Origin of the sequence: Psychrobacter sp. Sarcosine-3u-12 (genome assembly GCF_002836005.1) — a bacterium.
Lineage (GTDB): Bacteria > Pseudomonadota > Gammaproteobacteria > Pseudomonadales > Moraxellaceae > Psychrobacter > Psychrobacter okhotskensis.
In genome coordinates this window covers 1-24,976 of sequence record NZ_PJBY01000103.1, presented here as the reverse complement: position 1 = coordinate 24,976, position 24,976 = coordinate 1, and the positions used below count along the sequence as shown (strand labels likewise).

The 24,976-nt window shown below is 43.9% G+C and carries 23 protein-coding genes; 13 read left to right on the top strand and 10 right to left on the bottom strand.

The window, feature by feature from the left end; translation table 11 throughout:
* Positions 1–95: 95 nt before the first annotated feature.
* Positions 96–968: an ATP-binding cassette domain-containing protein gene (locus CXF65_RS10010; RefSeq protein ID WP_101211945.1), complete on the bottom strand. Its 873-nt coding sequence runs from the start codon at positions 966–968 to the stop codon at positions 96–98.
* Between the two features lie 9 nt (positions 969–977).
* Positions 978–1,598, bottom strand: a complete 621-nt coding sequence (locus tag CXF65_RS10005; RefSeq protein ID WP_101211944.1) for a hotdog domain-containing protein — start codon at positions 1,596–1,598, stop codon at positions 978–980.
* Between the two features lie 243 nt (positions 1,599–1,841).
* Between CXF65_RS10005 and xthA the strand changes: the two genes are divergently transcribed.
* The 3 genes from xthA (at position 1,842) to CXF65_RS09990 (ending at position 4,726) form a co-directional block, all read left to right on the top strand.
* Positions 1,842–2,666 carry an exodeoxyribonuclease III gene (gene xthA / locus CXF65_RS10000; protein WP_101211943.1) on the top strand — a complete coding sequence of 275 codons (825 nt, stop codon included), beginning with the start codon at positions 1,842–1,844 and terminating at the stop codon, positions 2,664–2,666.
* A 68-nt stretch (positions 2,667–2,734) separates the two neighbouring features.
* A complete protein-coding gene (gene argJ, locus CXF65_RS09995) occupies positions 2,735–3,958 on the top strand; it encodes a bifunctional glutamate N-acetyltransferase/amino-acid acetyltransferase ArgJ (protein ID WP_101211942.1) in 1,224 nt (407 codons plus the stop codon).
* Positions 3,959–4,327: 369 nt separating this feature from the next.
* On the top strand, positions 4,328–4,726 hold the full coding sequence (locus CXF65_RS09990) for a DUF4377 domain-containing protein (RefSeq protein WP_101211941.1): 399 nt from the start codon (positions 4,328–4,330) through the stop codon (positions 4,724–4,726).
* 360 nt (positions 4,727–5,086) lie between these two features.
* On the opposite strand, the gene CXF65_RS09985 is transcribed toward CXF65_RS09990, so the two are convergent.
* A complete protein-coding gene (locus CXF65_RS09985) occupies positions 5,087–6,520 on the bottom strand; it encodes an L-serine ammonia-lyase (RefSeq protein WP_101211940.1) in 1,434 nt (477 codons plus the stop codon).
* A gap of 536 nt (positions 6,521–7,056) precedes the next feature.
* On the opposite strand from CXF65_RS09985, the gene CXF65_RS09980 reads away from it, so the two are divergent.
* Positions 7,057–8,478, top strand: a complete 1,422-nt coding sequence (locus tag CXF65_RS09980) for a solute carrier family 23 protein (protein WP_025652731.1) — start codon at positions 7,057–7,059, stop codon at positions 8,476–8,478.
* Positions 8,479–8,611: 133 nt separating this feature from the next.
* Here CXF65_RS09980 and CXF65_RS09975 read toward each other — a convergent pair whose 3' ends face one another.
* Entirely contained in the window at positions 8,612–9,544 is a 933-nt protein-coding gene (locus CXF65_RS09975; RefSeq protein WP_025652732.1) for a DMT family transporter, read from the bottom strand.
* Between the two features lie 286 nt (positions 9,545–9,830).
* Between CXF65_RS09975 and CXF65_RS09970 the strand changes: the two genes are divergently transcribed.
* Positions 9,831–10,868: a WG repeat-containing protein gene (locus tag CXF65_RS09970; RefSeq protein ID WP_101211939.1), complete on the top strand. Its 1,038-nt coding sequence runs from the start codon at positions 9,831–9,833 to the stop codon at positions 10,866–10,868.
* Positions 10,869–10,993: 125 nt separating this feature from the next.
* Here CXF65_RS09970 and CXF65_RS09965 read toward each other — a convergent pair whose 3' ends face one another.
* Both CXF65_RS09965 and CXF65_RS09960 read right to left on the bottom strand, forming a co-directional pair.
* Positions 10,994–12,028, bottom strand: coding sequence for an alpha/beta fold hydrolase (locus CXF65_RS09965; RefSeq protein WP_101211938.1), 1,035 nt, complete (start codon positions 12,026–12,028; stop codon positions 10,994–10,996).
* Positions 12,029–12,055: 27 nt separating this feature from the next.
* Entirely contained in the window at positions 12,056–12,220 is a 165-nt protein-coding gene (locus CXF65_RS09960; RefSeq protein ID WP_010201990.1) for a rubredoxin, read from the bottom strand.
* 329 nt (positions 12,221–12,549) lie between these two features.
* On the opposite strand from CXF65_RS09960, the gene CXF65_RS09955 reads away from it, so the two are divergent.
* Positions 12,550–13,119, top strand: a complete 570-nt coding sequence (locus CXF65_RS09955; RefSeq protein ID WP_025652735.1) for an adenine phosphoribosyltransferase — start codon at positions 12,550–12,552, stop codon at positions 13,117–13,119.
* A 76-nt stretch (positions 13,120–13,195) separates the two neighbouring features.
* Here CXF65_RS09955 and CXF65_RS09950 read toward each other — a convergent pair whose 3' ends face one another.
* Both CXF65_RS09950 and CXF65_RS09945 read right to left on the bottom strand, forming a co-directional pair.
* Positions 13,196–13,663 carry a hypothetical protein gene (locus tag CXF65_RS09950; RefSeq protein ID WP_025652736.1) on the bottom strand — a complete coding sequence of 156 codons (468 nt, stop codon included), beginning with the start codon at positions 13,661–13,663 and terminating at the stop codon, positions 13,196–13,198.
* A gap of 108 nt (positions 13,664–13,771) precedes the next feature.
* On the bottom strand, positions 13,772–14,713 hold the full coding sequence (locus CXF65_RS09945) for a transaldolase (protein ID WP_101211937.1): 942 nt from the start codon (positions 14,711–14,713) through the stop codon (positions 13,772–13,774).
* A gap of 643 nt (positions 14,714–15,356) precedes the next feature.
* On the opposite strand from CXF65_RS09945, the gene pheA reads away from it, so the two are divergent.
* The 6 genes from pheA (at position 15,357) to CXF65_RS09915 (ending at position 22,663) form a co-directional block, all read left to right on the top strand.
* Positions 15,357–16,532: a prephenate dehydratase gene (gene pheA / locus CXF65_RS09940; protein ID WP_025652738.1), complete on the top strand. Its 1,176-nt coding sequence runs from the start codon at positions 15,357–15,359 to the stop codon at positions 16,530–16,532.
* A gap of 249 nt (positions 16,533–16,781) precedes the next feature.
* On the top strand, positions 16,782–17,912 hold the full coding sequence (gene hisC, locus CXF65_RS09935; protein ID WP_025652739.1) for a histidinol-phosphate transaminase: 1,131 nt from the start codon (positions 16,782–16,784) through the stop codon (positions 17,910–17,912).
* Positions 17,913–18,004: 92 nt separating this feature from the next.
* Complete coding sequence (locus CXF65_RS09930; protein ID WP_413772502.1) at positions 18,005–20,353, top strand: bifunctional prephenate dehydrogenase/3-phosphoshikimate 1-carboxyvinyltransferase; 2,349 nt, start codon at positions 18,005–18,007, stop codon at positions 20,351–20,353.
* 289 nt (positions 20,354–20,642) lie between these two features.
* Positions 20,643–21,605, top strand: a complete 963-nt coding sequence (gene rarD / locus CXF65_RS09925; RefSeq protein ID WP_025652741.1) for an EamA family transporter RarD — start codon at positions 20,643–20,645, stop codon at positions 21,603–21,605.
* A 97-nt stretch (positions 21,606–21,702) separates the two neighbouring features.
* Complete coding sequence (gene folB / locus CXF65_RS09920; RefSeq protein ID WP_101211935.1) at positions 21,703–22,140, top strand: dihydroneopterin aldolase; 438 nt, start codon at positions 21,703–21,705, stop codon at positions 22,138–22,140.
* Between the two features lie 25 nt (positions 22,141–22,165).
* Positions 22,166–22,663, top strand: a complete 498-nt coding sequence (locus CXF65_RS09915; RefSeq protein WP_227523248.1) for a 2-amino-4-hydroxy-6-hydroxymethyldihydropteridine diphosphokinase — start codon at positions 22,166–22,168, stop codon at positions 22,661–22,663.
* A gap of 159 nt (positions 22,664–22,822) precedes the next feature.
* Here CXF65_RS09915 and CXF65_RS09910 read toward each other — a convergent pair whose 3' ends face one another.
* The gene (locus CXF65_RS09910; RefSeq protein WP_101211933.1) at positions 22,823–23,377 is read right to left on the bottom strand and encodes an IS630 family transposase; all 555 of its coding nucleotides are present in this window, start codon (positions 23,375–23,377) and stop codon (positions 22,823–22,825) included.
* A complete protein-coding gene (locus CXF65_RS09905) occupies positions 23,374–23,859 on the bottom strand; it encodes a winged helix-turn-helix domain-containing protein (protein WP_101211932.1) in 486 nt (161 codons plus the stop codon). Before CXF65_RS09905 ends, CXF65_RS09910 begins: the two co-directional genes overlap by 4 nt.
* A 300-nt stretch (positions 23,860–24,159) precedes the next feature.
* Here CXF65_RS09905 and CXF65_RS09895 point away from each other — a divergent pair, with 300 nt between their 5' ends.
* Complete coding sequence (locus tag CXF65_RS09895; RefSeq protein WP_101211930.1) at positions 24,160–24,603, top strand: hypothetical protein; 444 nt, start codon at positions 24,160–24,162, stop codon at positions 24,601–24,603.
* Positions 24,604–24,976 lie beyond the last annotated feature (373 nt).

The window sequence follows — 24,976 nt, the reverse complement described above, 5'->3', positions numbered from 1 at the left end:
AGAGGTTAAAGGGTTTAAGGTGTGATGTAGGTCAGTAAATATCAAATGCCGTCACTATTGGCAGCAACAGTAACGACTGAAGGCTGATGATAATGCTACCTCACTTCGGTTAAGACGCCTGCTTGCATGTGCCAATGTCTGTCGGCTAATGGCATAATGTCTTGCATATCATGCGTCACCCACAATACGCTGCGCTGTGCATCACCGCGTAACCAGTCAATCAGTAAATGTACCAGCTGGGCTGAAGTATCGCTGTCTAAAGCTGCTGTCGGCTCGTCTAATAACAGCATTTGTGGGTTTAGTTGTAAAAGACGTAAAGTGTTGACCAGTTGGCGCTCGCCACCAGATAAATAACCAGCCGCTTGCTGCAAAAAATCGGCGCTGCGCTCTAGCTGAACAAGCTGAGCGATATGCCAGTCAATATCAAAGTCAAGGTGTTGATGCGCTTGTAGGCGATAGGGCATTTGCAAATTCTCAAGTACCGTGCCTTCTAGCAATTGTGGCTGCTGAGCCAGTAGGGCGATACGCGCGCGCCACTCAGGCGGCGGCGTATTATAAATACTATGATAAGCGCTGCTATTGCCAGTACTGCTACTATCACTTCTATTATTTAGCTCTTTATCATTACGCAAATAGACTTCACCGCTGCTCATCGGCAGTAAGCCTGCAAGCACACGCAGTAAAACGGACTTGCCGCTACCAGAAGACCCTGTCAAAAGGGTCACTTGACCTGCTAATAATGTACCGCTAACGTTGTTTATCAAGACTCTTTTGGGTGTCGATAATATTTGCTTAGAAGAAGCGTTTTTTCTGAATTTGCGCGTCCACTTATCATAGATGGCAGACAAGTTATTTGTTTGTGCCTTAATAGTGGGCTGTTTATCACCAGTATCGATTAGCGTGATACGCTTACTATGGACACAGATGTCTTTAAATTCAACGATAGGCATGTCATTATCAACGCTCATAGGTCGGCATCATTGTGTATTTATAGGTTGATCAATCGCTTCTTGTAAGGCCTCACGCAGTTTGTTTGGCACACGAATTGGACGCATTGGTGCAGCGCTCGCAACGGCAACATCCGGCTCTGCTCTGACTTGATTTTGCACGCAAGCGATGACGATTTTACCACTACTTAATAAACTATTATTGGCGTTGGCGTTGTTCTTGGCACTGTTCTTGACGCTATCGGTAGAAGCGTTATCGGTAAGGTTATTATCAGTAGAGGCCTTGTCTGGACTATGACGGTGAATGCTCTGGTAAAAAACGATGCTGGCAGGTTTTAACTCGATTTTATCGACACGCACACTAATGACTTCATCCAGCAGAATGGCTCTTTTATATTGTAAGTCTGCCTGACTCACCACAAAATGCTGTACTTGACCCTCATCAGTCTGTAAGAAATACCCATTTAGACCCAGCTGGCCAAACCAATCGCGGCGGCAGTTTTCAAAAAACACCAAATGATTGGCGTGGTAGACTATACCGCCAGCGTCAGTATGGTTAATATAGACGTTGTAGTCTTTTGCAAATAATGGCGTGATTTGTTTTTTTGTCTTTGGCAAGGTGTTGGCGTTATTGCTAATAGTGGTTGTCATAACAATGCTCAATAATTATTTTAATAAGTGTTGTGTGATCGTCCTGATTTGCTCTCAACGATTTGGTCGCTTTGATTTAATAGTGTTAATTTGCTCGCTTTCATTTAATAGCCATCGTACTAATAGCTACTCTAGCTTAAGATATCAGGGCACGCAACAGTCAGGCTTGCTTACGTCTGTTATCATAGTGATTTATATACGCGTATCAGCACCGTCTTTTCATCAATCAGTATAGGATAGTTTATGACCCGTTTTGTCAGTTTTAATATCAATGGTATTCGCGCTCGTCAACATCAGCTAGAGGCGGTGCGTGAGGTAATCGATCCTGATGTAATGGGTCTACAAGAAACCAAAGTACACGATGAGCAATTTCCTCTAGAGAACATAGAAAGCCTCGGTTACCACGTAGAGTATTTTGGGCAGAAGGGACATTATGGCGTGGCGTTATTGTCCAAGGTTGCGCCTATATTTGTGCAAAAAGGCTTTCCTGGTGAAGACGTTGAGGCACAAAAGCGTTTTATCCATGCGCGTTATGAATTTGACGGTCGTGAAGTTGATGTGCTCAATGGCTATTTCCCTCAAGGTGAAAGCCAAGACCACCCGACCAAATTTCCCATGAAACGTGCTTATTATGCCGATTTGATAGCATATATCGATACCCTAATAACAGAAGGTCGCTCGCTCATCGTCATGGGTGATATGAATATTGCCCCAGAAGATATCGATATTGGTATTGGTGAAGTTAATGCCAAACGTTGGTTGAAAAACAGAAAGACCTCGTTTTTGCCAGAAGAGCGTGAATGGTATGCAGCACTAATGTCACGCGAGTTGACCGATACTTATCGTTTGCACTATCCAGAGAGTACAGAGTTGTATAGCTGGTTTGATTACCGCAGCCGCGGCTTCAACGATGACCCTAAGCGTGGCCTACGTATCGATCATATTTTGTGCACCTCAGACCTAGTCGATGACTGCGTTGATGCCGGTATCAGCTATGAGCTACGTGCCATGGAAAAACCCTCTGACCATGCACCTATCTGGTCGGCATTTAAATTAAGCAAACCCTAGGGCGTGTTGAACACTCACAAATAACATTCTATTTATAATCATAAAAACTGGAAAGTAAGGAAGTCACTATGGCTGTTGGAAATGTTGCAGTACCTGATATTATTTATCCTATCGATGGCATCAAGTTAAGTGCGACTGCTGCAGGCGTACGCTACAAAGATCGTGATGATTTGGTGGTGATTGAGATTGCTGAGACGGCAACCAGTGCCGTGGTCACGACTAAAAACACTTTTTGCGCTGCGCCAGTAAGAGTATTGCGTGAGCATTTTGCTAAAGCCAGTCCGCGCTATTTGGTCACCAATACGGGCAATGCCAATGCTGGGACGGGCGCAGATGGCAAACGCCGCGCGGTTGATATCTGTACAGCGCTAGCTAGTAAAGCAGGCGTGGATGTCAGTTCTGTGTTGCCGTTTTCGACTGGAGTGATTGGTGAGCCACTAAACAGCGAGGCGGTCATCGCAGGCTTAGATAAGGCGCTTACCCATTTAGCTGCTGATAATTGGCTGGCTGCTGCAAATGGTATCCGTACCACTGACACAATCCCCAAACTTGCTAGCCAAAAAGTTGACGTCGCGGGTAGCAGCTATCATATTACTGGCATGTCAAAAGGCTCAGGCATGATACGACCAAATATGGCGACCATGCTTGGCTATGTGGCGACCGATGCCAATATTGCGCCTGATTTATTACAAGAGATGCTAAGTGCCATCAACGAGCAGTCTTTTAACCGTATTACTGTCGATGGTGATACCTCGACCAATGACTGTTGTGTATTGATTGCCACCGGTACAGCCAGCGCTGATATGATTGACAGTCCAGAACATCCGCATTATCAGACTATATTTTCAGCTTTGACTGAGGTATTCGTCCGTCTAGCACAGTTAATCGTACGTGATGGGGAAGGCGCTACCAAGTTTATGACTGTCAAAGTCACTGGTGGCAAGACGACGCAAGAGTGCTGCGATGTGGCGTATGCAGTTGCGCACTCTCCGTTGGTCAAGACCGCGTTCTTCGCTAGTGATGCCAACTGGGGTCGTATCCTTGCTGCAGTGGGTTATGCTGGTATCGAAGATTTGGATACCGAGCAAGTCGATGTTTATCTAGATGAGGTGATGATTTGCCAAAATGGTGGTGTTGCTCCCAACTATACAGAAGCCGCGGGCAAGACCGTCATGAGTCGTCCTGAGATTACCATTCATATTGATCTGGCACGTGGCGAAGCTAGCGATACGGTTTATACCTGCGATTTGTCTTACGATTATGTCAAGATAAATGCTGATTATCGCAGTTAATGATCGTACTAAACGCTAATTAGCGAAAAGTAGATTTTGAAAAATGGTCGGAGTAATGCTTACTTCGGCCATTTTTTATGTTGTCAAATGAATATCGGCTTAGACTGTTTTTTAATACGTTTAACTAACATGAGTTGCAAAAGCTGACGTTACTTTACAAACCAGTTATAGAGGATGAGTCGGTTTGCGACATATACTAGCTCCAGTAAACAATAGACCATACTGCTGAGCGATTACTAGCGTTATTTGGCTGTCTCAATCGATTTTGCCAGTATGGCCCTAAATGCCTACTACGTTTTGAACGTCTATAAATGATTAAAACGAGTTCAAACGGGCGATAATGAATATTAATTAACTGAGGATTGAATAATGAAAAAATTAGCACTTGCTGCGTTGATGACTACTTTTGCCCTGTCAGGTTGTTCTACTATGGGTATGGATAATGAGCGTACGATGGTCGTTGAAGGCCAAACTATGAATGTTAAAGTGATTAATATTCCAAGTTTTGAAGTAGAGATTGCCCCGCGTAAAGCGGTTTGTGGCCTGACCACCGCTAATGGCACCAAAGTTGAATCAGAGTGTTTACAGTATCGTCAAACATATCAGAAAAACTATACTACTTTGAATGGTAACATCCAAGGTTTCACTTATGAGCCAAACTATCGTTACATCTTAGATGTACGCCAAGAAGCGGTAACTGACGAAGCCTCTAATGTCGTTAAGCCTATCTGGATCTTAAATGAAGTGGTTTCAAAAACTGCTGAGTAATCAGATGATCTTATGAATTTTTGAACAAGTAAATAGTCTATGTTCAAATAATTTATAAAATAAAAAAGCCTCTAATAATTTAGAGGCTTTTTTTATGGGCTGCTTTTAGGGCGTGTCCTCAATTCAATTGATCATATCTAAACGGGCTAAAAATGGCTAAATTTTGCCAAACATCGTTAAATAGCTGGTTAATATCCCGATATTATCTGCGCTATTTTCCTTGTTTGACTGCAATTTATCTCATTTTTATCACCATTTTTAAAATGAGGACACACCCTAATACTTTAATAACGAAGCCAACTCAATGATAACTTGACTTAACATTGATTCAATAATGACAATAATAGCCGGTAGCTACGATTAGCATTGGCTATATTTTACGCTGACACCATGAGTCGCGGTGGGAATACGGTTATCAGCATACACCGCCAGACCACCGCGCGCCGTTTCTTTATACTTGTCTAGCATATCAGCGCCAGTTACTTTCATCGTTTCAATCACTCTATCTAAAGAGACAAAGTGCTGACCATTACCGCGACAGGCAAGACGGGCAGCATTGATCGCTTTTACCGCGCCCATGGCGTTGCGTTCAATACAGGGAACCTGAACCAAGCCGCCGATAGGATCGCAAGTGAGACCTAAATTATGCTCGATACCAATCTCAGCGGCATTCAAGCATTTGGCAGGATCGCCGCCCATAATCTCAGCCAAGGCAGACGCCGCCATTGCGCAGGCCGAGCCGACTTCGCCTTGACAGCCGACCTCAGCGCCAGAGATAGAGGCGTTTTGCTTAATAAGGCTGCCAATAGCAGTGGCATTTAACAAAAACTTATAGACGCCGCTTTGGTCGTAGTTGGGCAAAAAGTCACGATAATAGTGCAGGACGGCTGGTATGATGCCAGCGGCACCGTTGGTAGGCGCGGTGACTACTTTGCCGCCATTGGCGTTCTCTTCGTTGACGGCGAGCGCATATAAGTCAACCCAATCCATCGCTGCCAATTTATCGGTTTCTGCAATCGGTTGGTTCTTCTCTGCACATAACTGTGAATATAAGTCTTGTGCGCGGCGTCTGACATCTAGACCGCCTGGCAAAATACCGCCATTTTCACAGCCCTGTTTGACACAGTCTTGCATGACGTCCCAGATGCTATCTAAGTAGGCAAAGACTTCTGTCTGTTCACGATAATGACACTCGTTCGCCAGCACCAACTCACTGATGCTCAAGCCGTTTTGACGACACTGTTCTAATAGCTCTGCGGCGTTATTGAAAGGATAGGGCACGCTATCAATGGTAGGGCTGGCATGGTCTTCATCTGGATCAGTGGCGTCTTCTTCGTTAATGACGAAACCACCACCAACCGAATAATAGGTTTGCTGATAACGAGTACCATCGGCCAATACCGCCCGGAGCGTCAAGGCATTGGGGTGATAGGGCAGGACGGTATCATCGTACCAATAAATGTCACGCTCGGTATCAAAAACAATCGAATGAGTACCTGACACATTCAGCTTTTTTTCCGAAAATATCGGCGCTAAGTAGCTGCCGGTTAGCCGTGTATCGATGGTGCTAGGCGTATGTCCTAGCAGTCCCAATAAGATGGCGGTATCCGTTGCATGGCCTTTGCCCGTCGCTGCTAAGGAACCATACAACTCAATCTCAATACTGCTGATAGCCGTCAGTTCTGTTTGCTGCAGAAGTGATTCCAAAAACAAGTTGGCTGCCACCATCGGACCGACGGTATGTGAGCTTGAAGGGCCAATGCCAATTTTAAATAAATCAAAAACACTAATCATAATAAATCACCAAAATTTTATGTGCTTCAGCATGGCTTATCGATTGGCTTTAGCACTGGCATGAAAAATATAATAAACACCTCAAACCAAACACCGATAAGTGTTTAGTTTGGGGTGTTGTCTATGAATGTATGTCTACATGGGACAAATGAATAATAACTTTTATTTGTTACTAAACTCCGTTATGATGCTTGGAGCCAGCGTTTATGTAACATCCTGTAAGTTAGTTGTCGCTAAAATAGGTCATCGCTAAAATAAGTCAGTCAAAAATGACCGAGACGATGGTTCAAGTAGAACGTATCCGACTTTATATCTCTAGCATAACATGGCTATCGTACCAAATAATACTTTTGGTTTGCGACCTTGCAACATAAATGAATGAATTAGCTGATATATGACAAGTGCTATAGTGTAAAGCCTTGCTTCACTATTGTTTTTGGCTATAACCCGCTATTTATTGATATTTTTTCACTCAGTTTTTTATTGATCCAGTTATTTAGCCTATTATTGGCTTCGCCCACATAGGACAAGCGTGCATGACATCTCCCACCGATCATTCCTCTCAATCAGACAACAGCGCTGATACACTATCTACTCGCAACGCTTTAGAGGCGGCTGGCATTCATTCAGCAGCAGCTACGAGCTACCCAAAGAACCCAGATTTTGAAAATGGTCGTTGGTTTCCAACATGGCGACCTTATGGTGGTGATTTGGATCGTGATCCGGTCGGTATCAATGAGTATCTACCACCGTCAAAAAGTATACTGCTGGGTGTGCAGCATACTTTTGCCATGTTTGGGGCGACGGTGCTTGCACCATTATTAATGGGCTTTGATCCTAATCTAGCGATTTTGATGTCCGGTATTTGTACCGTGATGTTCTTTATGATCACGGGTGGGCGCATGCCCAGTTACTTAGGCTCAAGCTTCGCCTTTATTGGTCCCGTCATTGCTGTCACTGCTTATGCAGGCGTAGGCTTTAATGACAATTTGAATGTCGCTTTGGGCGGTATTATGGCTTGCGGTATCATCTATGCACTGATTGGGCTGCTGGTCATGAAGACTGGGACAGGCTGGATTGAGCGTTTGATGCCACCTATCGTCACTGGTGCCATCGTCATGATTATTGGTTTGAACCTAGCACCAGTCACTATACAAGGGGTGTCTGCCAATCAGTTTGATGCTTGGATGGCCACCTTAACTGTATTGCTTATTAGTGGTGTGGCTGTTTTTACGCGCGGTATGTTACGTCGGCTGTTATTACTGGTGGGCTTAATATTGTCATACGTCGCCTATTTTGTGATGACCAATGTGATGGGCTTCGGTATTCCCATTGATTTTAGCGGCGTGTCTGCTGCTTCATGGTTTGGTCTACCAAGTATCCATTCACCACGTTTTGAGATGGGTGCTATTATCTTAATAGCGCCCGTGGCTTTTATTCTAGTGGCTGAAAACTTGGGACATTTCAAAGCGGTGGAAGGCATGACCAAGGCGCGCGTGACCCCTTATATGGGTCGGGCATTTTTCGCTGATGGCTTAGCGACTACTTTTTCAGCAGGTTTTGGCGGCACAGGCGTCACTACTTATGCAGAAAACATCGGCGTCATGGCGGTGACTAAGGTATATAGCACCACAATTTTTGTCATCGCTGGACTGGTGGCTATCTTGCTTGGGTTATCACCAAAATTTGGCGCAATTATTCAAACGATACCACCGGCATTATTGGGCGGCGCTTCTATCGTGGTATTCGGACTTATCACTGTCGCTGGGATCAAAATCTGGATAGACAACCATATCGACTTTAGCAAAAACAGCAACCTCATCATCGCTGCTGTCACTGTCATCATGGGTACGGGCAACTTTAGCTTGCATCTGGGCGGCTTTGACTTGGGTGGTATCGGCACGGCTACCTTAGCTGCGATTGTGCTTAATGCCTTATTTAATAGACAAAAAGTTTAGTCGTCAAAAAGACTGATTTTTTTAATCATAAAATTAAAGAACTTAATATATTGATAAGCAAAAGCCACAATAATTATTGTGGCTTTTATTTGTGATGACACTGCTTTATAAACATTGTTATTTGCTGCGATCTTTATTTATAGTTACGCTTATAAAACCGTGCGAAAAATCGATAACGACGAAGTGCGCGCGGCTTGGGCTTCAATGAACCCAAGTAAATGGCAAACATCGTCAACAGCGCACCGCTCCATTGTAAGGTATTAATCGGTTTGTCCAGCCAGCTATAGTCAATCACTAAGGCGGCAATCGGCTCAGTTAGTAGCAGTAGCCCTGTCAGTGCCAAAGATAGCTTGGGAATAGAGTAGGCAATCAGACCCCAAGCTAAGCACTGCATGACGGTACCATAAATAAGCACCCAGCCAATCTCAGACCACGTATTGGGCAGGATATTGCCCATATCAAACACAAACATCGGAATAACCATCGCCAGCACACCGCCGATACTGATCAGCTGCATCAGCATAAATATGGGCGTGGGTTCGGTATCGTGCGTCTTACGAATAAAAGTCATTGAGGCAGCCAACATCGCCCCTGAGACAATGCCCGTCACAAACCCCCACGTAGCTGCTGTATTTTGCGCAAACTCTGGGCTGCCTATCATCGCCACGCCAAGCATCGCCAAAAACAAGCTGATGAGCTGCAAAATAGATTGTCGTTCATTAAAATATAAAAAGCCAATCGCTGCCAAAAAGAAAATCTGCAAACTATTAAGTAAGGTTGAAATACCAGGCCCCACGGCATAGATGCTCTCATGCCAAAGCGCCAAATCTAACCCTAAAAATGCGCCTGATAATAGACCATAAAAAATAGCGCGTCTCGAACGTGGCAATCGTTGCCCCATGACTCTAGCTAAAATAGCAAAGACCACTCCTGAGATGGCGAGTCGCCAAAACGACATGGCCCAACCGCCGATATCAACGTGCGCGACGATTAGACTGCCTAGACCGAATATAACGCAACCAATGACCAAGCCAATAGGTGCAGAGCGTGAAGCGGCAATAGCCATAGATTGTCCTTAGTTTGGTCACGTGCAAATGGGTAACGATCTGCTGAAAGTTTAGGGTATGCACGATATAATTCAGATACCGACATTGTCGATGTTTTACAGCCAAAATGAAATGGTTGAAACATAATTTATTCTTATGATGACTGTATGTAATAGTGCTTATATCATCGAGTCGCATCCTTACAGGAATAGCATTGGCGCAAAGCCCATGATTTGCTAATCTATCTTTTATCGCTCTTTTAAAACACTCAATATAGTTCCTACTACTTTTAGCCTAGGTTTATTTATGCATCGACAGACTCAATCAAAAGCGCCGCTTTCCCCGATATTTGGATCGCCGCTAAAAGTAACGCGCTACGGTGCTACCATTAGCCTGTTAATCAGTGCGTTATTTATGATGCCGACTGCACACGCCGCCAGCTGTAAAATTCCCAAAAGCTATTATAAAAATGTCTCTTGTACCGCGAGTAACGGTTATTTTCTAGCAACAAAGGACTTCGGTGCACCAGTAGCGTTGCTAAATAGTAAAGGCAAAAAAGTCGTTGATTTATCACGCTATCAAAAAGTCGATGCAGATAAGATAGCTGGTGGCTTGCTACCCGTGCTGCGCAATAGTCACGTCGGCTACCTTAATATGCAGGGCCGTGAAGTAATACCTGCGACCTACGATATGCTAAAGGAAAGTCAGGGTTGGGCGCGCCCAGTATCTGATGGACGTATCGTGGTCAAAAAAGATGGCAATTATGGGGTTATCGATACGGCGAATAAGACCGTCGTGTCGTTTTCTGCGTCAATCAGTGATATTGACGATTATCGTGGCGGTGTGACGCAAGTACGTAAAAATCAAGCGACCAGTTGGTTGGATAAAAATGGCAAAGCCACTAGCAATCCAAATGGTAGTAACAGTAATAATGAGCCTTTGTCCTCGAAGCAAACTGCTAATAATAGCTCTGCTACAGCGCCAGCGCAATCTAGGCAAGCAGTGCCCAATCGTTTTACGACGTTACAACCACGTCAGCAAGATGGTCGATGGGGTTTCGTCGATGAAAACAATGTGACGATGATTACTTATTCATTTGATGATGCTCGCCCTTTTTCAGAAGGATTGGCTGGCGTGCGTATCGATGATAATTGGGGTTTTGTCAATCTGGGCGGTGAGCTGGTGATTCCTTTTCGCTTTGCTAATAGCGGTGTATCGAGTGGTGACAGTTACCAAGGCAGACCCGCCTTTACCTTTACCAGTGGCAAAGCGTGGATTGGTAACCTAAAAAATGGCAATAAGATGTGTATTGATAAAGAAGGGACGGGTGTCGGTTGCGATTAGGGCGTGTTTAAATTAGGGCGTGTTTAAATGAAAAGATCGACGTAAAATAGCCAGCATAAAAAAGAGCGTAAAACCTACGAATCAATAGTAGGGTTTACGCTCTTTTTTATGGGCAAAAAATAAAACTACTGGTCTAATAGGTGCTTGCTGATTAAATCGACCATATAAGGTTGGTAGTACTCTGGAATATCGTGTGCCATGCCTTCGATTAAATGAAACTTGGCATTCGGAATAGTCTTAGCGACTACGCGTCCTTGCGAAGGAGGCAACAGCCCATCTGCACTACCATGCAGCACAATCGTCGGTGCTTTGACTTGCTTACTAAACCGGCTAATAGAGCCTGATGCTAAGATAGCATTGAGCTGCTGTACAGTGCCAAGCGGATGAAAGTTGCGCTGATAACGTAACTTAGCAATTTCACGCACCATGCGCACGTTGACATGTCCTGGGGTGCCGACTGTCTTCATAAACCAGACACTATGGCGCACGATATCGCGCTCAGAATGACTCTCAGGACGATTGATAAGCGTATACAACTGCTTAGGCTTCGGCGGCTTTAAGAATGCCCGATTGGTGGTGGTAAACATCAAGGCCATGCGTTGTACTAGGCTTGGATAGCGTGCCGCCACAATTTGGGCAATCATACCGCCCATAGAAGCACCAAGTAGGTGGGTCTTACCTAGCTGCAACGCTTTAATCAAACGCGCTGTATCTTCGGCCATATCGGTTAAATTATAAGCAACCTGCGTACTTTTATTAGACAATCCGGTTTGCAAACGCATCATCATTTTTAGTTGGCTGATACGCGGTAGACCATCGATCTGCACCTTAGAAGACAAGCCAATATCCCGATTGTCAAAGCGAATCACAAAGAATCCGGCATCAATAAGGCGCTTGATAAAATTGTTCGGCCAAAATATCATTTGCGAGCCAAGACCCATAATCATCAACAGTGGTGGGTAATTGGGATTGCCGCCTGCCTCAACACACAACTCGATGCCATCACCTATATCTATCATCGCTTGATGGAGGTGTTCGCTCAGGTTTGATTCGCGCCATTGGTGTTTGCCAAATCGTTGCCAGTCAGGAGTAGGGTATAGCCCATCCTCTCCAGCGCTCTTAGGCAATGGCGCGTTATTGATATCATTGGATTTTGTCATGAAGTGTCCTAATTAGAGAGTCGTCTACTAAATCTCAAGCATCTCAAAATCAAGCTTGCCAACACCGCACTCGGGGCAAATCCAGTCTTCAGGGATGTCTTCCCACTTAGTGCCAGGCGCAATCCCTTCTTCAGGACAGCCAAGCGCTTCATCGTATATCCAGCCACAGACGATACATTCATAACGTTTCATAAATAGTCCTATCGATCATTACCAGTGTTACAGGGTGTCTTTAGCGCGTCTACTGAGCATTGACGCTCATATTTGGACGGTAAAAACGCCCGTAGTTTAGCATATAACCGGTGTTTTAATAGTTAAGTTTACACTTGTATATTGAGATAACCGCGCTTTTATCAAGTCTGATATGAGCATTTCGTTGATTTAAACGAGTCTATCATTGCTCGTTTGACCGCTATATTACACCAAATTATGTTATAGTAATCGCTACTAATTTCACGGTGATGTCTGTCATTTATCACCGTCACTTATTACCATCTAAGCCATATGAAATAAGGGTTATTATGAGCGTCAACGCCGCCGCTACATCTACTAATACTGAAACTGAGCCGTCTCATACGCTCAATACCGACCATCCGTTTTGGCAGGTTATTCGCACAGTACCAAACTTCCCGAAAGTCGGCATTGATTTTTATGATATTACCCCGTTACTGCGCAGTCACATTAATGCGGTGATTGATGCGCTGCTTGCGGTATTGCCAGATGGGCTGATGGATGAAGTGGACTGTTTGGGTGCAGTAGAGGCACGTGGCTTTGTGTTTGCCAGCTTGCTGGCAGGTCGCTTGGGTAAAGGGATGATTTTGTTGCGTAAGCCCGGTAAGTTGCCGCCGCCTGTTGCCAACAAGGCCTATGCGCTAGAATACGGTAAAGACACGCTTGAGATGCAAAATAACCTGCCTCCTGAGCGAGTATTGTTGGTCGATGATATTTTGGCAACCGGCGGCACGTTGACTACCGCTTATGAGCTGTGCCAATCAGCGGATCATACTGTGGTCGGGGCTTTAGTACTGCTAGACTTGGTTGACTTGCATGGTGAGTTCCCCGTGCCTGTTTATACGGTGCTAAAAGCTTAACGTTAATTTTTAAATTGACCATAAAGAAAAAGCGCGCTGATATAAGGTCAGCGCACTTTTTTGCTATCGATATTTTTTATTTGTCTTGTTGATAACGTTCGCAAGTTTGCTCTACTATTTTGCGCCCGATCGTTTTTGGCGTTGTAATTTTAAAATCCTTGGTGGTCAATATGGGTTTGTCTGATTGCCAAGATTTTATGACTTTATTATCAGCGCCATAATTCACGTAGGCTCGTCGATAGTAACTGGCATCTTTACAAGATATCAATAATTGCTGATCGCTATGGTCTATAGCGCTTTCTTTTTTGCTCTTTTTATCTTTTTTATCCGTCTGTTGTAGCTGCGGCGGATAGGTTCTACGAATGGATGCCAAAATGTTTTCGACATGATGCTCATCTATGATATTGATATCAGAGCTTTCAATAGAGTCGGAATCTAGGCTGAAAGTCGAACCAGAATCAGTCTCAGATATCTCTATCCAGTTTACTGCATGTGCACTAATCGCTAGCGCACTACCTGCTAATACCACTGATAGCCGTCTCATAATCAAGCCTTACTTCTTGTTATTTGAAGTAGGTTATAATAGCTAACTTACTATTAGCAGGCAAATCTCTTTTATTTGCCGGTGTTTAACTGCGCGTTATCGTAACGACTAACTGCGCATCGCAGCCAATGCCTGAGCAAGCTCATCACGCGCACCGATAAAGCCATCGATACCCTTGGGTAGCAAGTCTTGGGTAACGGTATCCTTTTGATAGGCTTGACTGAACTCTTCCTGCGTCAAACTTACTCGAGTCATATCATCTAACGCCATCGACATGCTTGGTGAAAGCTGACGAGGGACTTCTATATCCATCGCTGCCAACTCATCAATGAGATCGGGAGCCATGGTCAACAGATCACAGCCTGCCAATGCCAATATTTGCTCAGTAGAGCGAAAGCTTGCGCCCATTACTTGCGTGTTGTAGCCATGTTGCTTGAAATATTGGTAAATAAGCTTGACCGATTGCACACCCATATCATCAGAGACAGGCACGTTCTGACGGTTTTGTTGGCGTTTTTGCCAATCTAAAATACGACCAACAAAGGGTGATATGAGGGTCACGCCAGCGTCAGCACAGGCAATCGCTTGATGCTGTCCGAATAATAACGTCAGATTGCAGTGAATACCCTGTGTTTCTAGATAACGCGCGGCCTCAATGCCCTGCCACGTCGCCGCCATCTTGATGAGGACACGTTCTGAGTCGACCCCTGCTAGCTGATAGGCCTCCATAAATGCTAGGGCTTTATCGATCGTCGCTTGGGTGTCATAAGACAAACGCGCATCGACCTCAGTTGAGACACGCCCTTCGATTAGCTCTAAAATATTACAGCCAATCTTGATAGTGAGCGCATCAATGACATCGTCTACGTTACCTTGATAGCGACTCATCGTCTCTGAGAGCATAGACTGGTTATCAGGATGAATAAGGGCTTTGGTAATGAGACTGGGATTGGTGGTCGCATCGACAGGTTTTAAGCGAGCAATAGCGCTAAGGTCGCCAGTATCAGCGACAATGGTGGTCATGGTGCGAAGCTGTTGTAATGCGCTCATCAGGTATCCTTGTATGAATCAATTAACAGGGTGGTGTTTTAAAATTATTAAGTGTTAAAAAGTATTTAAATGTTAAAAGATTGGTTATGTTCTAAAGATTAAATGTATTTAAAAGGTGTTTATGCTTTTGTTCGTGGTGCTAGTTACCATTAGTTTTGAACTGTAACATAGTTTTGAGCCACTGTTCTGCTATATAGTCATTCCACTATAAAAGTATTACTGCGTTAACACCGTTTGAAGTATTAAATATACCTCTACACTCGGTTGCCTTGTACTACTTTTAAATTTAATCAACTATAGTTCCCCGTACATGGCTGCCAAATTGGATAACTGTGCTAATATTTATGACGGTTCGATGCTTTACACGCATTTACGAATGGGCACTGCGCGTAGTTTTTGTTATAGTAGAGCCGGTCAGCGCATCTTCTGCTGTATTAACGGAGTAATCCACACGCCGTATCGGCGAGCAGGGTAAGAATAAAGCGGGCAAAGCAGCCTATGTTGATAAACTGGTTTAGCAAACAGGGACTATCAATATGGTTGGACTCAGTTATCAATAAATATAATTATATGCAAACATAAAAACAGTGATTATTAACAGTTATAAAACTCAGTAATAATATTAGAAAAAGGATGGGCGGTAATGAGTGAGCAGTCACCAGAGCAAAAAATGGATAACCTAAATAAAAGCAGCGCAAGCGATAACTCAAGCGAAAAAGAGTTTTTAGATCAGCTGCGCCACAGTATTGATAGCGTAGACTGCGACATTCAAACGCTGATCAACAACCGTGCCAAACTGGCTCAGCAAGTGGCGACGGTCAAAAAAGAGCACATAGCAAAAAGTCCTACGGCTGAAAAAAGCAATCCTATTTTTTATCGCCCAGAACGTGAAGCTCAAGTACTAAAAGCCGTGATGGCACGTAATACTGGTCCAATCGCTGATGAAAAAATGGCCCGTTTGTTTCGTGAAATTATGTCGGTGTGCTTAGATCTAGAAGCGCCGCAACGTATTGCCTTTTTGGGTCCAGTTGGCACCTTTACTCATGCCGCCGCCCTCAAGCATTTTGGTAAAGCGGCTGATACCGTACCAATGACGACCATCACTGATGTATTCCGTGAAGTCGAAGCGGGGACGGCAATGTATGGCGTTGTGCCGGTTGAAAACTCATCAGAGGGTGTGGTCAATCATACTTTGGATGGCTTTTTGTCTTCTACCTTAAAAATAATTGGGGAAGTTGAGCTGCCCATTCATCAAAACTTCTTGGTCGCTGAGCACACCAAGCTTGATGGTCTCAGCCGTATTTATTCGCATCAGCAGTCACTAGCCCAGTGCCGTCATTGGCTCGATGTCAATTATCCCAATGTGGAGCGTGTCGCTGTATCGAGCAATGGTGAAGCCGCACGTCGACTCAAAAATGAATGGCATTCAGCAGCAATTGCAGGGGATGTCGCAGCCGCAGAGTATGACTTGCATAAGCTTTACTCAAATATTGAAGACAATCCAAGCAACACCACACGCTTCCTTATCATCGGTCACGAAGCGATTGCGCCATCAGGACAGGATAAAACCTCTATCGTCGTCTCAGCTCATGACAAAGCGGGCGCGCTTATCGAAATCTTAAAGCCCTTGTCTTATCATGGCGTGTCGATGACCAGTATTGAGACGCGTCCTGAACGTCCTAATAAATGGGCCTATGTCTTCTTTATTGATATGGACGGTCATATCAACGATCCAAATGTCAGTGCGGCCATCAATGATATTCGCCCGTTAGTGAAGGATTTACGTGTGTTGGGTTCATACCCAAAAGCCGTGCTATAGTCAATTCACTATAAAAGTGTGACAGCGTTAACCTTGCTTGAAGTATTAAATATAGCTGTACGCTTGGTTGCCTTGTACCACTTTTGAATTGAACCGACTATAACTATCTGTCCTTGTTGCTCTTTTAAATTGAATCAACTACTTTAAATTGAAGCAATTCTACAGCGCTAGTTTGTGCTCGAAAGACTCGTTAAATTACTCATTAGTATCAATAAATCGTAGATGCGTCATCACTTCTAAGGATAAACCATGCAGACACCTCAATCGACTGAGTCAAATTTATCACCGCTCATACCTGCCTATGACAGTATCTTAGAGCTTGCTCCGTATCAAACAGGCAAGCCGGTGGAAGAGTTGACGCGCGAATATGGCGTCTCAGATGTGGTGAAGCTTGCTAGCAATGAGAATCCAATGGGCTGCTCACCGCAAGTGACGTTGGCAGTGACAGAGCAGCTTAGTCAGCTGGCGCGTTATCCTGATGGTAATGGTTACTACCTAAAGCAAGCATTGGCTGATTTTAATGATGTGAATATCGATCAGATCACCTTGGGCAATGGCTCTAACGATTTGCTCGATATCTTGGCGCGTAGTTTTGTGGGTACGGATGACGCGATCGTCTATAGCCAGTATGCCTTTGTGGTTTATTCGATGCTAGCAAAAATGCAAGGCGCGACGGGCGTAGAAGTGCCCGCGCAGCGTTTTGGTCATGATCTCAACGCCATGAGCCAAGCGGTTCAGGACAATCCTAATACCAAAATTGTCTTTATTGCCAATCCTAACAACCCAACCGGAACACAGCTTGAGCATAAAGCGCTGCGTCAGTTCGTCGCAGGTGTGCCAAGCTCAGTATTGGTGGTATTGGATGAAGCCTATATTGAGTACAGTCCTGAGAGTAATAACAGAGCGCTAATCGAGGATTTTGATAATGTGGTCATCGTTCGCACCTTCTCCAAAGCGTATGGATTAGCAGGTCTGCGAGTTGGCTATGCACTAAGCTCGGTAGCAGTTGCGGATTTATTAAACCGTATCCGTCAGCCATTTAATGTCAGTCGTGTTGGACTGGCGGCCGCCGCAGCAGCACTTGGTGATCAAGATTTCATTGAAAAAGTACGCTTGACCAACGAAGAGCAAATGCGCTGGTTAGAAAAGCAGTTTGATGCTTTAGGGTTGGGTTTTGTTAAGTCGCATGCCAATTTTATCATGGTAGAAATGGACGATGAAAATGCGCTATCGATCAATCAAGCATTACTTGAGCAAGGGGTCATCGTGCGGCCATTGGTAGGCTATGGCTTGCCTACTTGGTTGCGTATCACGGTAGGCGTTGCAGAAGACAATATGCGCCTGATTGATACACTACGCTCTATACTGACTGATGATTAGACAATTAAACTTTATAAAATGAATGTCAGTTTGTTTGACCTAAAAACACGTTCGTTTGTTCAAAGAGAAAAGCCGTGAGTTGCCAGCAAAACATTCAAAATGATCAAAATAATAATAGGCAGTCCGCTATCAATACCCAGCCGCCGTTATTTAAGCAGGTTTGTGTCATCGGTCTAGGGCTGATTGGCGCAAGTCTTGCGCAAGCTATCAAAGATAATGGTTTAAGCGCGCGCTTGGTGGCAGTAGATCGACATGCACCAAGCATCGATGAAGCCATTCAGCAGGGTTTGCTAGATGCGGGTAGTGCCGTCTTAAGTGAAGTGGTATCAGGCAGTGACTTGATTGTCATCGCCGTGCCAGTGCAAGCGGTAGAGGCCGTGTTTGTCGATATCAAATCCGCTATGGATAATGGTCAGCTTGTGTCCGATTGCATCATTACCGATGTCTGTAGTACCAAGGTTAATATCATTGAAGCTGCCAAAGAAGTATTTGGGGCTTTGCCGACAGGATTGGTACCTGCGCATCCGATTGCTGGTGCCGAAGATTCAGGGTATCATGCGCGGCGTGCCACATTATTTGTCAATCATAGCGTGATTATATGTGAGCTGCCAACGACGGATTCTGCCGCTATTGCTAGATTGCGGCAGTTATGGGAAGCAGTGGGCGCTTCAGTGATGGCGATGTCCGCTGACCATCATGATTCTATTTTGGCGCATACCAGTCATTTGCCGCATTTGCTGGCGTTTAATCTGGTCGAGCAGCTGGCAAGCCATGATGACAATTTAGATATGTTTCGTTATGCAGCAGGGGGCTTTCGTGACTTTAGCCGTATTGCTGCCAGCGATCCTAAAATGTGGCATGATATATTTTTTGCCAATCAAAGCGCCATCGTAAGCGCTCTTGACGAGTATGGCGTTTATTTACAGACCATGCGTCAGCTTATTATTGATAAAGATTCAACCGCCCTGATGGGACTTTTGGGCCGCGCGCAAGCCGCACGGCGACATTTTGGCCATATGTTAGCCAGCACTCCTTATACGGATACTTCTGCCATGTCAGCTTCTTATAATATTACTCCCAGCAATACCGTCTCTGGCACCATTAACATTCCTGGTGACAAGTCTATCTCGCATCGCAGTATCATGCTCGGTAGCCTTGCGACAGGGGTGACCAATGTCACAGGATTTTTGGAAGGGGAAGATGCGCTTGCCACCTTGCAAGCTTTTCGTGATATGGGCGTGACCATTGAAGGGCCTGATAACGGTAAATTGATCATTCATGGCGTTGGGATGAATGGTCTAAAGCCAAGCAAAACGCCATTATATATGGGCAATTCGGGTACTAGTATGCGGCTGCTGGCAGGTATCTTGGCGGCACAAGCATTTGATAGTGTGTTAATCGGTGATACGAGTTTAAACAAGCGCCCTATGGAGCGTGTCGCAGCGCCATTGCGCGCCATGGGTGCCGTGATTCAAAGTACGGGTCATAGCGGTACTGCGCCGCTAAGTATCACTGGTCGTGATAGTGTCGGACAGCCGCTGCAAGGGGCTGAGTATGATATGCCAGTCGCGTCTGCACAAGTTAAGTCTTGCTTATTGCTGGCTGGACTGTGGGCAAAAGGCACAACGACTGTCATTCAACCTGAAGTTAGCCGTGACCATACCGAACGTATGCTCTCAGCCTTTGGTTATCCTGTGACTGTTGATGGCAATCGCATTAGCGTTGAAGGGGGTGGCACGCTCACAGGCGGTGATATCGCTGTCCCTGCGGATATCTCATCGGCGGCCTTCTTTATGGTAGCCGCTGCTATTAGTCAAGATAGCGAATTGACCTTAACGCAAGTGGGTATTAATCCGACACGTACGGGTATTATCGATATCTTACAACTGATGAATGCTGATATTAGCCTAAGCCATGAGACGCATGTGGGCGGTGAGCCAGTCGCTGATATTACTATTCGTAGCTCAAAACTAAAAGGTATTGAGATTCCAGAATATTTAGTGCCTTTAGCGATTGATGAGTTTCCAGTCTTATTCATTGCTGCTAGCTGTGCCCAAGGTCGTACAGTATTAACGGGTGCAAAAGAGTTGCGCGTTAAAGAATCAGATCGCATTGCCGTGATGGCAGATGGTCTACAAACGCTTGGTATTGATTGCACCGTGACTGAAGATGGTCTAATTATTGAAGGTAAAGGTATTGAAGGCAAGGGCAGTAATGTTGATGTTAATGAGGTTAATAACAGCCAGCCAGTCTTCGGTGGCGGTCAAATTACCTCACATCATGATCATCGTATTGCCATGAGCTTTGCGGTTGCCAGCTTACGCGCATCCAAGCAGATTACCATTGAAGGCGTTGAGACCGTCAATACCAGTTTTCCAGGGTTTGCTGAACTTGCCAATCAAATCGGTATGTCTATTCAAGTGGATAATGGTGTAGCCTAATGCTAAAAACCCTAATAGTTTGATAAGCAGTATTATTGGCTTTTGAGATGCTGACTTCTGGATTTAATGAAGCCAGCAAGGCTGCTTTTTAGCCTTTCTTGACCTTGATATAAAAGTTATTTTCAACGTGGTTATCGTCAGCAATGTGTTGATACTTTAATAGTATTAACGCATTGCTTTTTACTTTCTACCCTATATGTAGTAACCCTGCGCTCTTACCGCTAAGTTTTCATTATTGATAAACATTAGGTGAGGTCGCGCTTTGCTCTAATTTAAGTTGTCTTGCCTTATGACTACTCAAAATGTCGTCAAAAAACCAGTCGTTCCAATCAAAACTACGAGAAATGGTATCGTCACTGCGCTGATCGCTTTTTGTATATGGGGTGCATTTCCTTTATATTTTAAACAATTGGCCGCTTATAACGCGACAGAAATCATCGGTCATCGCATTGTTTGGACGTTTGCTTGTTTGCTCATCGTTGTGGTCGTGACCAAACGTTGGCAGTGGATAAATACCTTAAAACAAAATCCAAAATGGATAGCCTTGACCTTTTTGTCAGGTATTATTATCGCCACCAATTGGCTCACCTATGTATGGGCGGTCAATCACGATCAGATACTTGAGGCGAGCTTGGGGTATTTTATTGGCCCGCTCGTTGGCGTGGCGTTATCGATGATTTTATTCAAAGAGCGCCTGCGACCTTTACAATGGGTCGCGATTGGGTTTGCGCTATTGTCTGTGGTCATTCAAGTCGTGATGCTCGGTAGTCTGCCATGGCTATCGCTCATTCTTGCCTTTAGCTTTAGTACTTACGGTACGATTCAGCGCCAAACGCCATTGACCGCAGTCGATGCAATGTTTGTTGAAACTACCATGTTGGTACCCATCTTTATTTGGTGGTTTTGGCAAGCGGATGTGGTCAGTAGCCAGCTGAGTTTTTGGTTTACCCCAAATATTTGGTTGCTTATGATAGCAGGTCCCATTACGCTGATACCGCTATTACTATTTAATAGATCGACTAAGCTAGTCGCTTATAGTATTTTAAGTTTTATGAATTATCTGACGCCGACCTTTATTTTCTTCTTGGCGGTGTTTTATTATAAAGAACCTTTTGACTTAAACCGTTTAGCCGTCTTTGGTTTGATTTGGCTCGGGCTGTTATTATTCAGCATTGACTTGTGGCGTCATCGCCCTAGTAAAGCATTAAAAGCCGAGCGCTTGCGCGAAGAAGCATTGCAGCAAAGTAAATAAAAAAACAAAGTAAATAAAAAAACAAAGTAAATAAAATTTTGGGCGAAAGACTTAAATTAAAAAGCTCAGTCAAAAATTAATAAATAAGGATGAGCGCATGTTTCATACCGAATCTGATGTGGTATTTGTCAAAGGCTTAACAGTAGAAGCAGTCATTGGTGTTTACGCGTGGGAGCGCGCTATTACGCAGCCGCTCCTAATTGATATAACGCTTGAAACAGATATTAGTAAAGCTGCTGTTTCAGACGATGTCCATGATGCGCTCAATTACAAAGCGGTCTGCGATGATGTCAGCGCGTGGTGCAAAGAGATTCAAGCAAAACTGCTTGAGCATTTGGCTGGGCAAATTTCTGATAAGCTGCTTGCAAAGTATGGCTGTCAAAAACTAACGTTGAGCATTGCCAAGCCGACTGCCATTGCGCAAGCCGATGCAGTTGGCGTTCAAATCACGCGCTATGCGTCAACGTCAACAGATGAGCTAGCTATTAAAAAAGCTGCCAAAGAAGCTAATAATAGCCAAGCCGATGATGTATAAAACATCGTTGCATTTGAATTTGGAAATGCTAACACAATGCTCACCTGAGACTTTGCAGGTGCAGCCCGTGGTAGAGGTAATAGTAGCGCTGGGTAGTAATTATCAAGCAGAAAAATATCTGCCACTTGCTCTAGAGTGTTTGGTAACGCTAGGTCAGATACGGCTATCTACTGCTTTTCAAAACCCTGATTTCACCGCAACCTTAGAACAACCAAAACCTGATTACACCAATCAGTGTGTCCATCTAGCACTGACCACACCTGTGAGCCTACAACAATTACAGCAAACCTTTAGAACGCTTGAAGGTGATTGTCATAGATGTCGACAAACTAAGCCGAATCAAGTACGGCAAGTGACAATGGATATTGATATTTTGATGATTAAATTGGTTACTATAGAAAATAGCCTAAGCAAAGAGTCGATATCTAAATCAATGTCTGATTGGATTGTAATGGCCGATCGTTATCCATTTAAAGCGCACGAGGAAGCGGGAGTCAGGGAATTAATTTTAACCAAGCTCTAATTTGGCTAGTAAGTGGCCGTATCTTAATCACAATTATATCTTTTCACCTAAAACTATCGCTATTCAGCATTCACTCTGCCTCAGCGCATCAGTTTCCTAGACAAAAATCTAATAAAAACTATGCGATTATATAGGCAATTGTTATACCAATCCCAATAATTAAAGTTGCGCCCAAGTACGAGTAGTTAAAGACCGAATCCTCTGTGGCTGTTTAAGCAGATTATTCCAAGCCAAGCAAGCAGCATCGACAATAGCCTCATAACTTTCATAACAACGATTAGATAGCTCATTTTGCTTAAGGTACTGCCATATTCTTTCAGAGGGATTAAGCTCAGGTGAATAAGGCGGTAATCTAAGCATAGTGACATTGCCCTGATTCAAGCTTGGTTGATGCCACAATGCACCGTCCATCACTACGACCGCATGGCGTCCTTTTGGTACGGCTTTACTAATCTCAAGCATATGCAATAACATTGTATGTTTATTGACTGAAGGCAATACTAAACCTACCGCCTCTGCTGTCGCTGGACAAAAGGCACCAAACAGATAAGCGGAATTAAACTGCTGCTGCTTGATCAGTCGAGGTCGCTCACCGCGGTAATGCCAAACTCTGGTCAATGACCTTTGTTGTCCTATTCGAGTTTCATCTTGGAACCATATATCTACGTGATCTAGGCTTACCTCAGTAGGTAGGGACGCCTCAACCTGTGCTATAAAGTTTTTTTAAAAGCGTCTTGAGCTTGTGGGTCTGCTTTTGGATGCTGACTACGAGCACTTATCCAACTCATATCAATACGTTTAAGCAGCTCGTAGATACCATTGACGGTATAGTGGGCGTTGTAATGTTCTTTAGCCAATTGCTGAATATCTTTACCGGTCAAACGACCGCCAGCTCGCTTGTCTTGTTCAGAGACTATCATGGCTTTAAAAGCGTCTGTGTCTGCTTCTGCCAGTTTACTATGCCGACCTTTGCGATGACGATCATAGAGACTCTCAAGTCCTCGTTCATGATATCGTTTCAAGGTACGCCTGGCAGTTTGAGGGTGAATACAAAGATCTTTGGCAATATCGTTAGTGGCTTTGCCTATACTGTATTGGTATAAGATAAGCAGGCGTAGGCGGGCTCTGGGGTTACTCTCGGTCTTTGAGTGTTTGCCAAAGTCATGCTCTTCTAGGTTATGGATTGGTATAGTCATAAGTGGATTATACTATATATTTTGGGTTTGGTATTAGTATAAGTGACGATGTAATCTTCAAGACACTACTACCTATGCAAAAACCAATGAACTTTTCGAAGAAAAAGATAGTCACGAGTTTATTAGTAATAATAATCTCTACTTTATCTGCCTGCGATAACACGCCTTCCGAGCACCTTAAAACCCTTACCGAAGATAAATACCCTGTGGTAAAGAACGTTGGTCTATTACATTTAAATATAGCTAGTTTTAAACTAACCCCAGTTATTGATGAAACCTAAAAATTATAAGAAGAGAAGGATGAAAAGTTATAGTAAAAAAATCCGCGGTATCTATCTCGGACATCAAAAACTTATCATCATAACTTTATTATGCGGATACTTTATTTTTGAGGTCTGGGGTGTGCGCTATATCGCTGAAAGAAAAGCAGAAAAACCAAATAATATAAAGGAAGGGTGTTTGTATCTACGAAGTAGTTATACCGACACAAGTAAAATGAAGATATTAAGATTGACCATAGATGGTCATAAAGTTGAGAGTCATAGAACGTTTTCAGGAAATATGCCTTATGGATATAAGTGGAATGGTCAACAGAGGGACGAGTTTTATCAATATCTTGAATACAATAAAGAGAAGTGCCACCCCATTCAGTATGTCGATATCAATTTATTAATTACTAGAAAGATTTTTATTTACGATTACTTGGGCGATTTCAAACCTACTACTAATACTAAAAAGTACTAAATACATGTCGCAGACGGTTAAAAATGAAATAATTGATAGCTTTAGTGAAGTAAACAGTGCGGAAAGGCTGCTAAATAATTTTTTCTAATTTTAACAATATGATAAATCAAAGCTCACAAGAAGCGGTGAGGTCAGGATATATTTATTTAGTAAAAACTATTAAATATCTGGTATAGCGCAGGCACAGAGATATAGCACAATCTAATTTTGATTATATCGTTGTTGTATACATTGAGTAATATTGGATATACAGGACGAACAAAGGTCTTCTAAGTTATCAACTCATCAGAGAACTTCTTAGCTTGTGCAGCTTACTCTGAGATGAAAGTCAGCGATTCGAAAGATTGGAATTTGCTAGGAAGTCAAGCAAGTC

What these genes read in the sequence shown, in the direction of transcription:
- CXF65_RS10010 (WP_101211945.1), bottom strand. Translation starts at nt 968, where the DNA reads ATGAGCGTTGATAATGACATGCCTATCGTTGAATTTAAAGACATCTGT.
- CXF65_RS10005 (WP_101211944.1), bottom strand. Translation starts at nt 1,598, where the DNA reads ATGACAACCACTATTAGCAATAACGCCAACACCTTGCCAAAGACAAAA.
- xthA (WP_101211943.1), top strand. Translation starts at nt 1,842, where the DNA reads ATGACCCGTTTTGTCAGTTTTAATATCAATGGTATTCGCGCTCGTCAA.
- argJ (WP_101211942.1), top strand. Translation starts at nt 2,735, where the DNA reads ATGGCTGTTGGAAATGTTGCAGTACCTGATATTATTTATCCTATCGAT.
- CXF65_RS09990 (WP_101211941.1), top strand. Translation starts at nt 4,328, where the DNA reads ATGAAAAAATTAGCACTTGCTGCGTTGATGACTACTTTTGCCCTGTCA.
- CXF65_RS09985 (WP_101211940.1), bottom strand. Translation starts at nt 6,520, where the DNA reads ATGATTAGTGTTTTTGATTTATTTAAAATTGGCATTGGCCCTTCAAGC.
- CXF65_RS09980 (WP_025652731.1), top strand. Translation starts at nt 7,057, where the DNA reads ATGACATCTCCCACCGATCATTCCTCTCAATCAGACAACAGCGCTGAT.
- CXF65_RS09975 (WP_025652732.1), bottom strand. Translation starts at nt 9,544, where the DNA reads ATGGCTATTGCCGCTTCACGCTCTGCACCTATTGGCTTGGTCATTGGT.
- CXF65_RS09970 (WP_101211939.1), top strand. Translation starts at nt 9,831, where the DNA reads ATGCATCGACAGACTCAATCAAAAGCGCCGCTTTCCCCGATATTTGGA.
- CXF65_RS09965 (WP_101211938.1), bottom strand. Translation starts at nt 12,028, where the DNA reads ATGACAAAATCCAATGATATCAATAACGCGCCATTGCCTAAGAGCGCT.
- CXF65_RS09960 (WP_010201990.1), bottom strand. Translation starts at nt 12,220, where the DNA reads ATGAAACGTTATGAATGTATCGTCTGTGGCTGGATATACGATGAAGCG.
- CXF65_RS09955 (WP_025652735.1), top strand. Translation starts at nt 12,550, where the DNA reads ATGAGCGTCAACGCCGCCGCTACATCTACTAATACTGAAACTGAGCCG.
- CXF65_RS09950 (WP_025652736.1), bottom strand. Translation starts at nt 13,663, where the DNA reads ATGAGACGGCTATCAGTGGTATTAGCAGGTAGTGCGCTAGCGATTAGT.
- CXF65_RS09945 (WP_101211937.1), bottom strand. Translation starts at nt 14,713, where the DNA reads ATGAGCGCATTACAACAGCTTCGCACCATGACCACCATTGTCGCTGAT.
- pheA (WP_025652738.1), top strand. Translation starts at nt 15,357, where the DNA reads ATGAGTGAGCAGTCACCAGAGCAAAAAATGGATAACCTAAATAAAAGC.
- hisC (WP_025652739.1), top strand. Translation starts at nt 16,782, where the DNA reads ATGCAGACACCTCAATCGACTGAGTCAAATTTATCACCGCTCATACCT.
- rarD (WP_025652741.1), top strand. Translation starts at nt 20,643, where the DNA reads ATGACTACTCAAAATGTCGTCAAAAAACCAGTCGTTCCAATCAAAACT.
- folB (WP_101211935.1), top strand. Translation starts at nt 21,703, where the DNA reads ATGTTTCATACCGAATCTGATGTGGTATTTGTCAAAGGCTTAACAGTA.
- CXF65_RS09915 (WP_227523248.1), top strand. Translation starts at nt 22,166, where the DNA reads ATGCTAACACAATGCTCACCTGAGACTTTGCAGGTGCAGCCCGTGGTA.
- CXF65_RS09905 (WP_101211932.1), bottom strand. Translation starts at nt 23,859, where the DNA reads ATGACTATACCAATCCATAACCTAGAAGAGCATGACTTTGGCAAACAC.
- CXF65_RS09895 (WP_101211930.1), top strand. Translation starts at nt 24,160, where the DNA reads ATGAAAAGTTATAGTAAAAAAATCCGCGGTATCTATCTCGGACATCAA.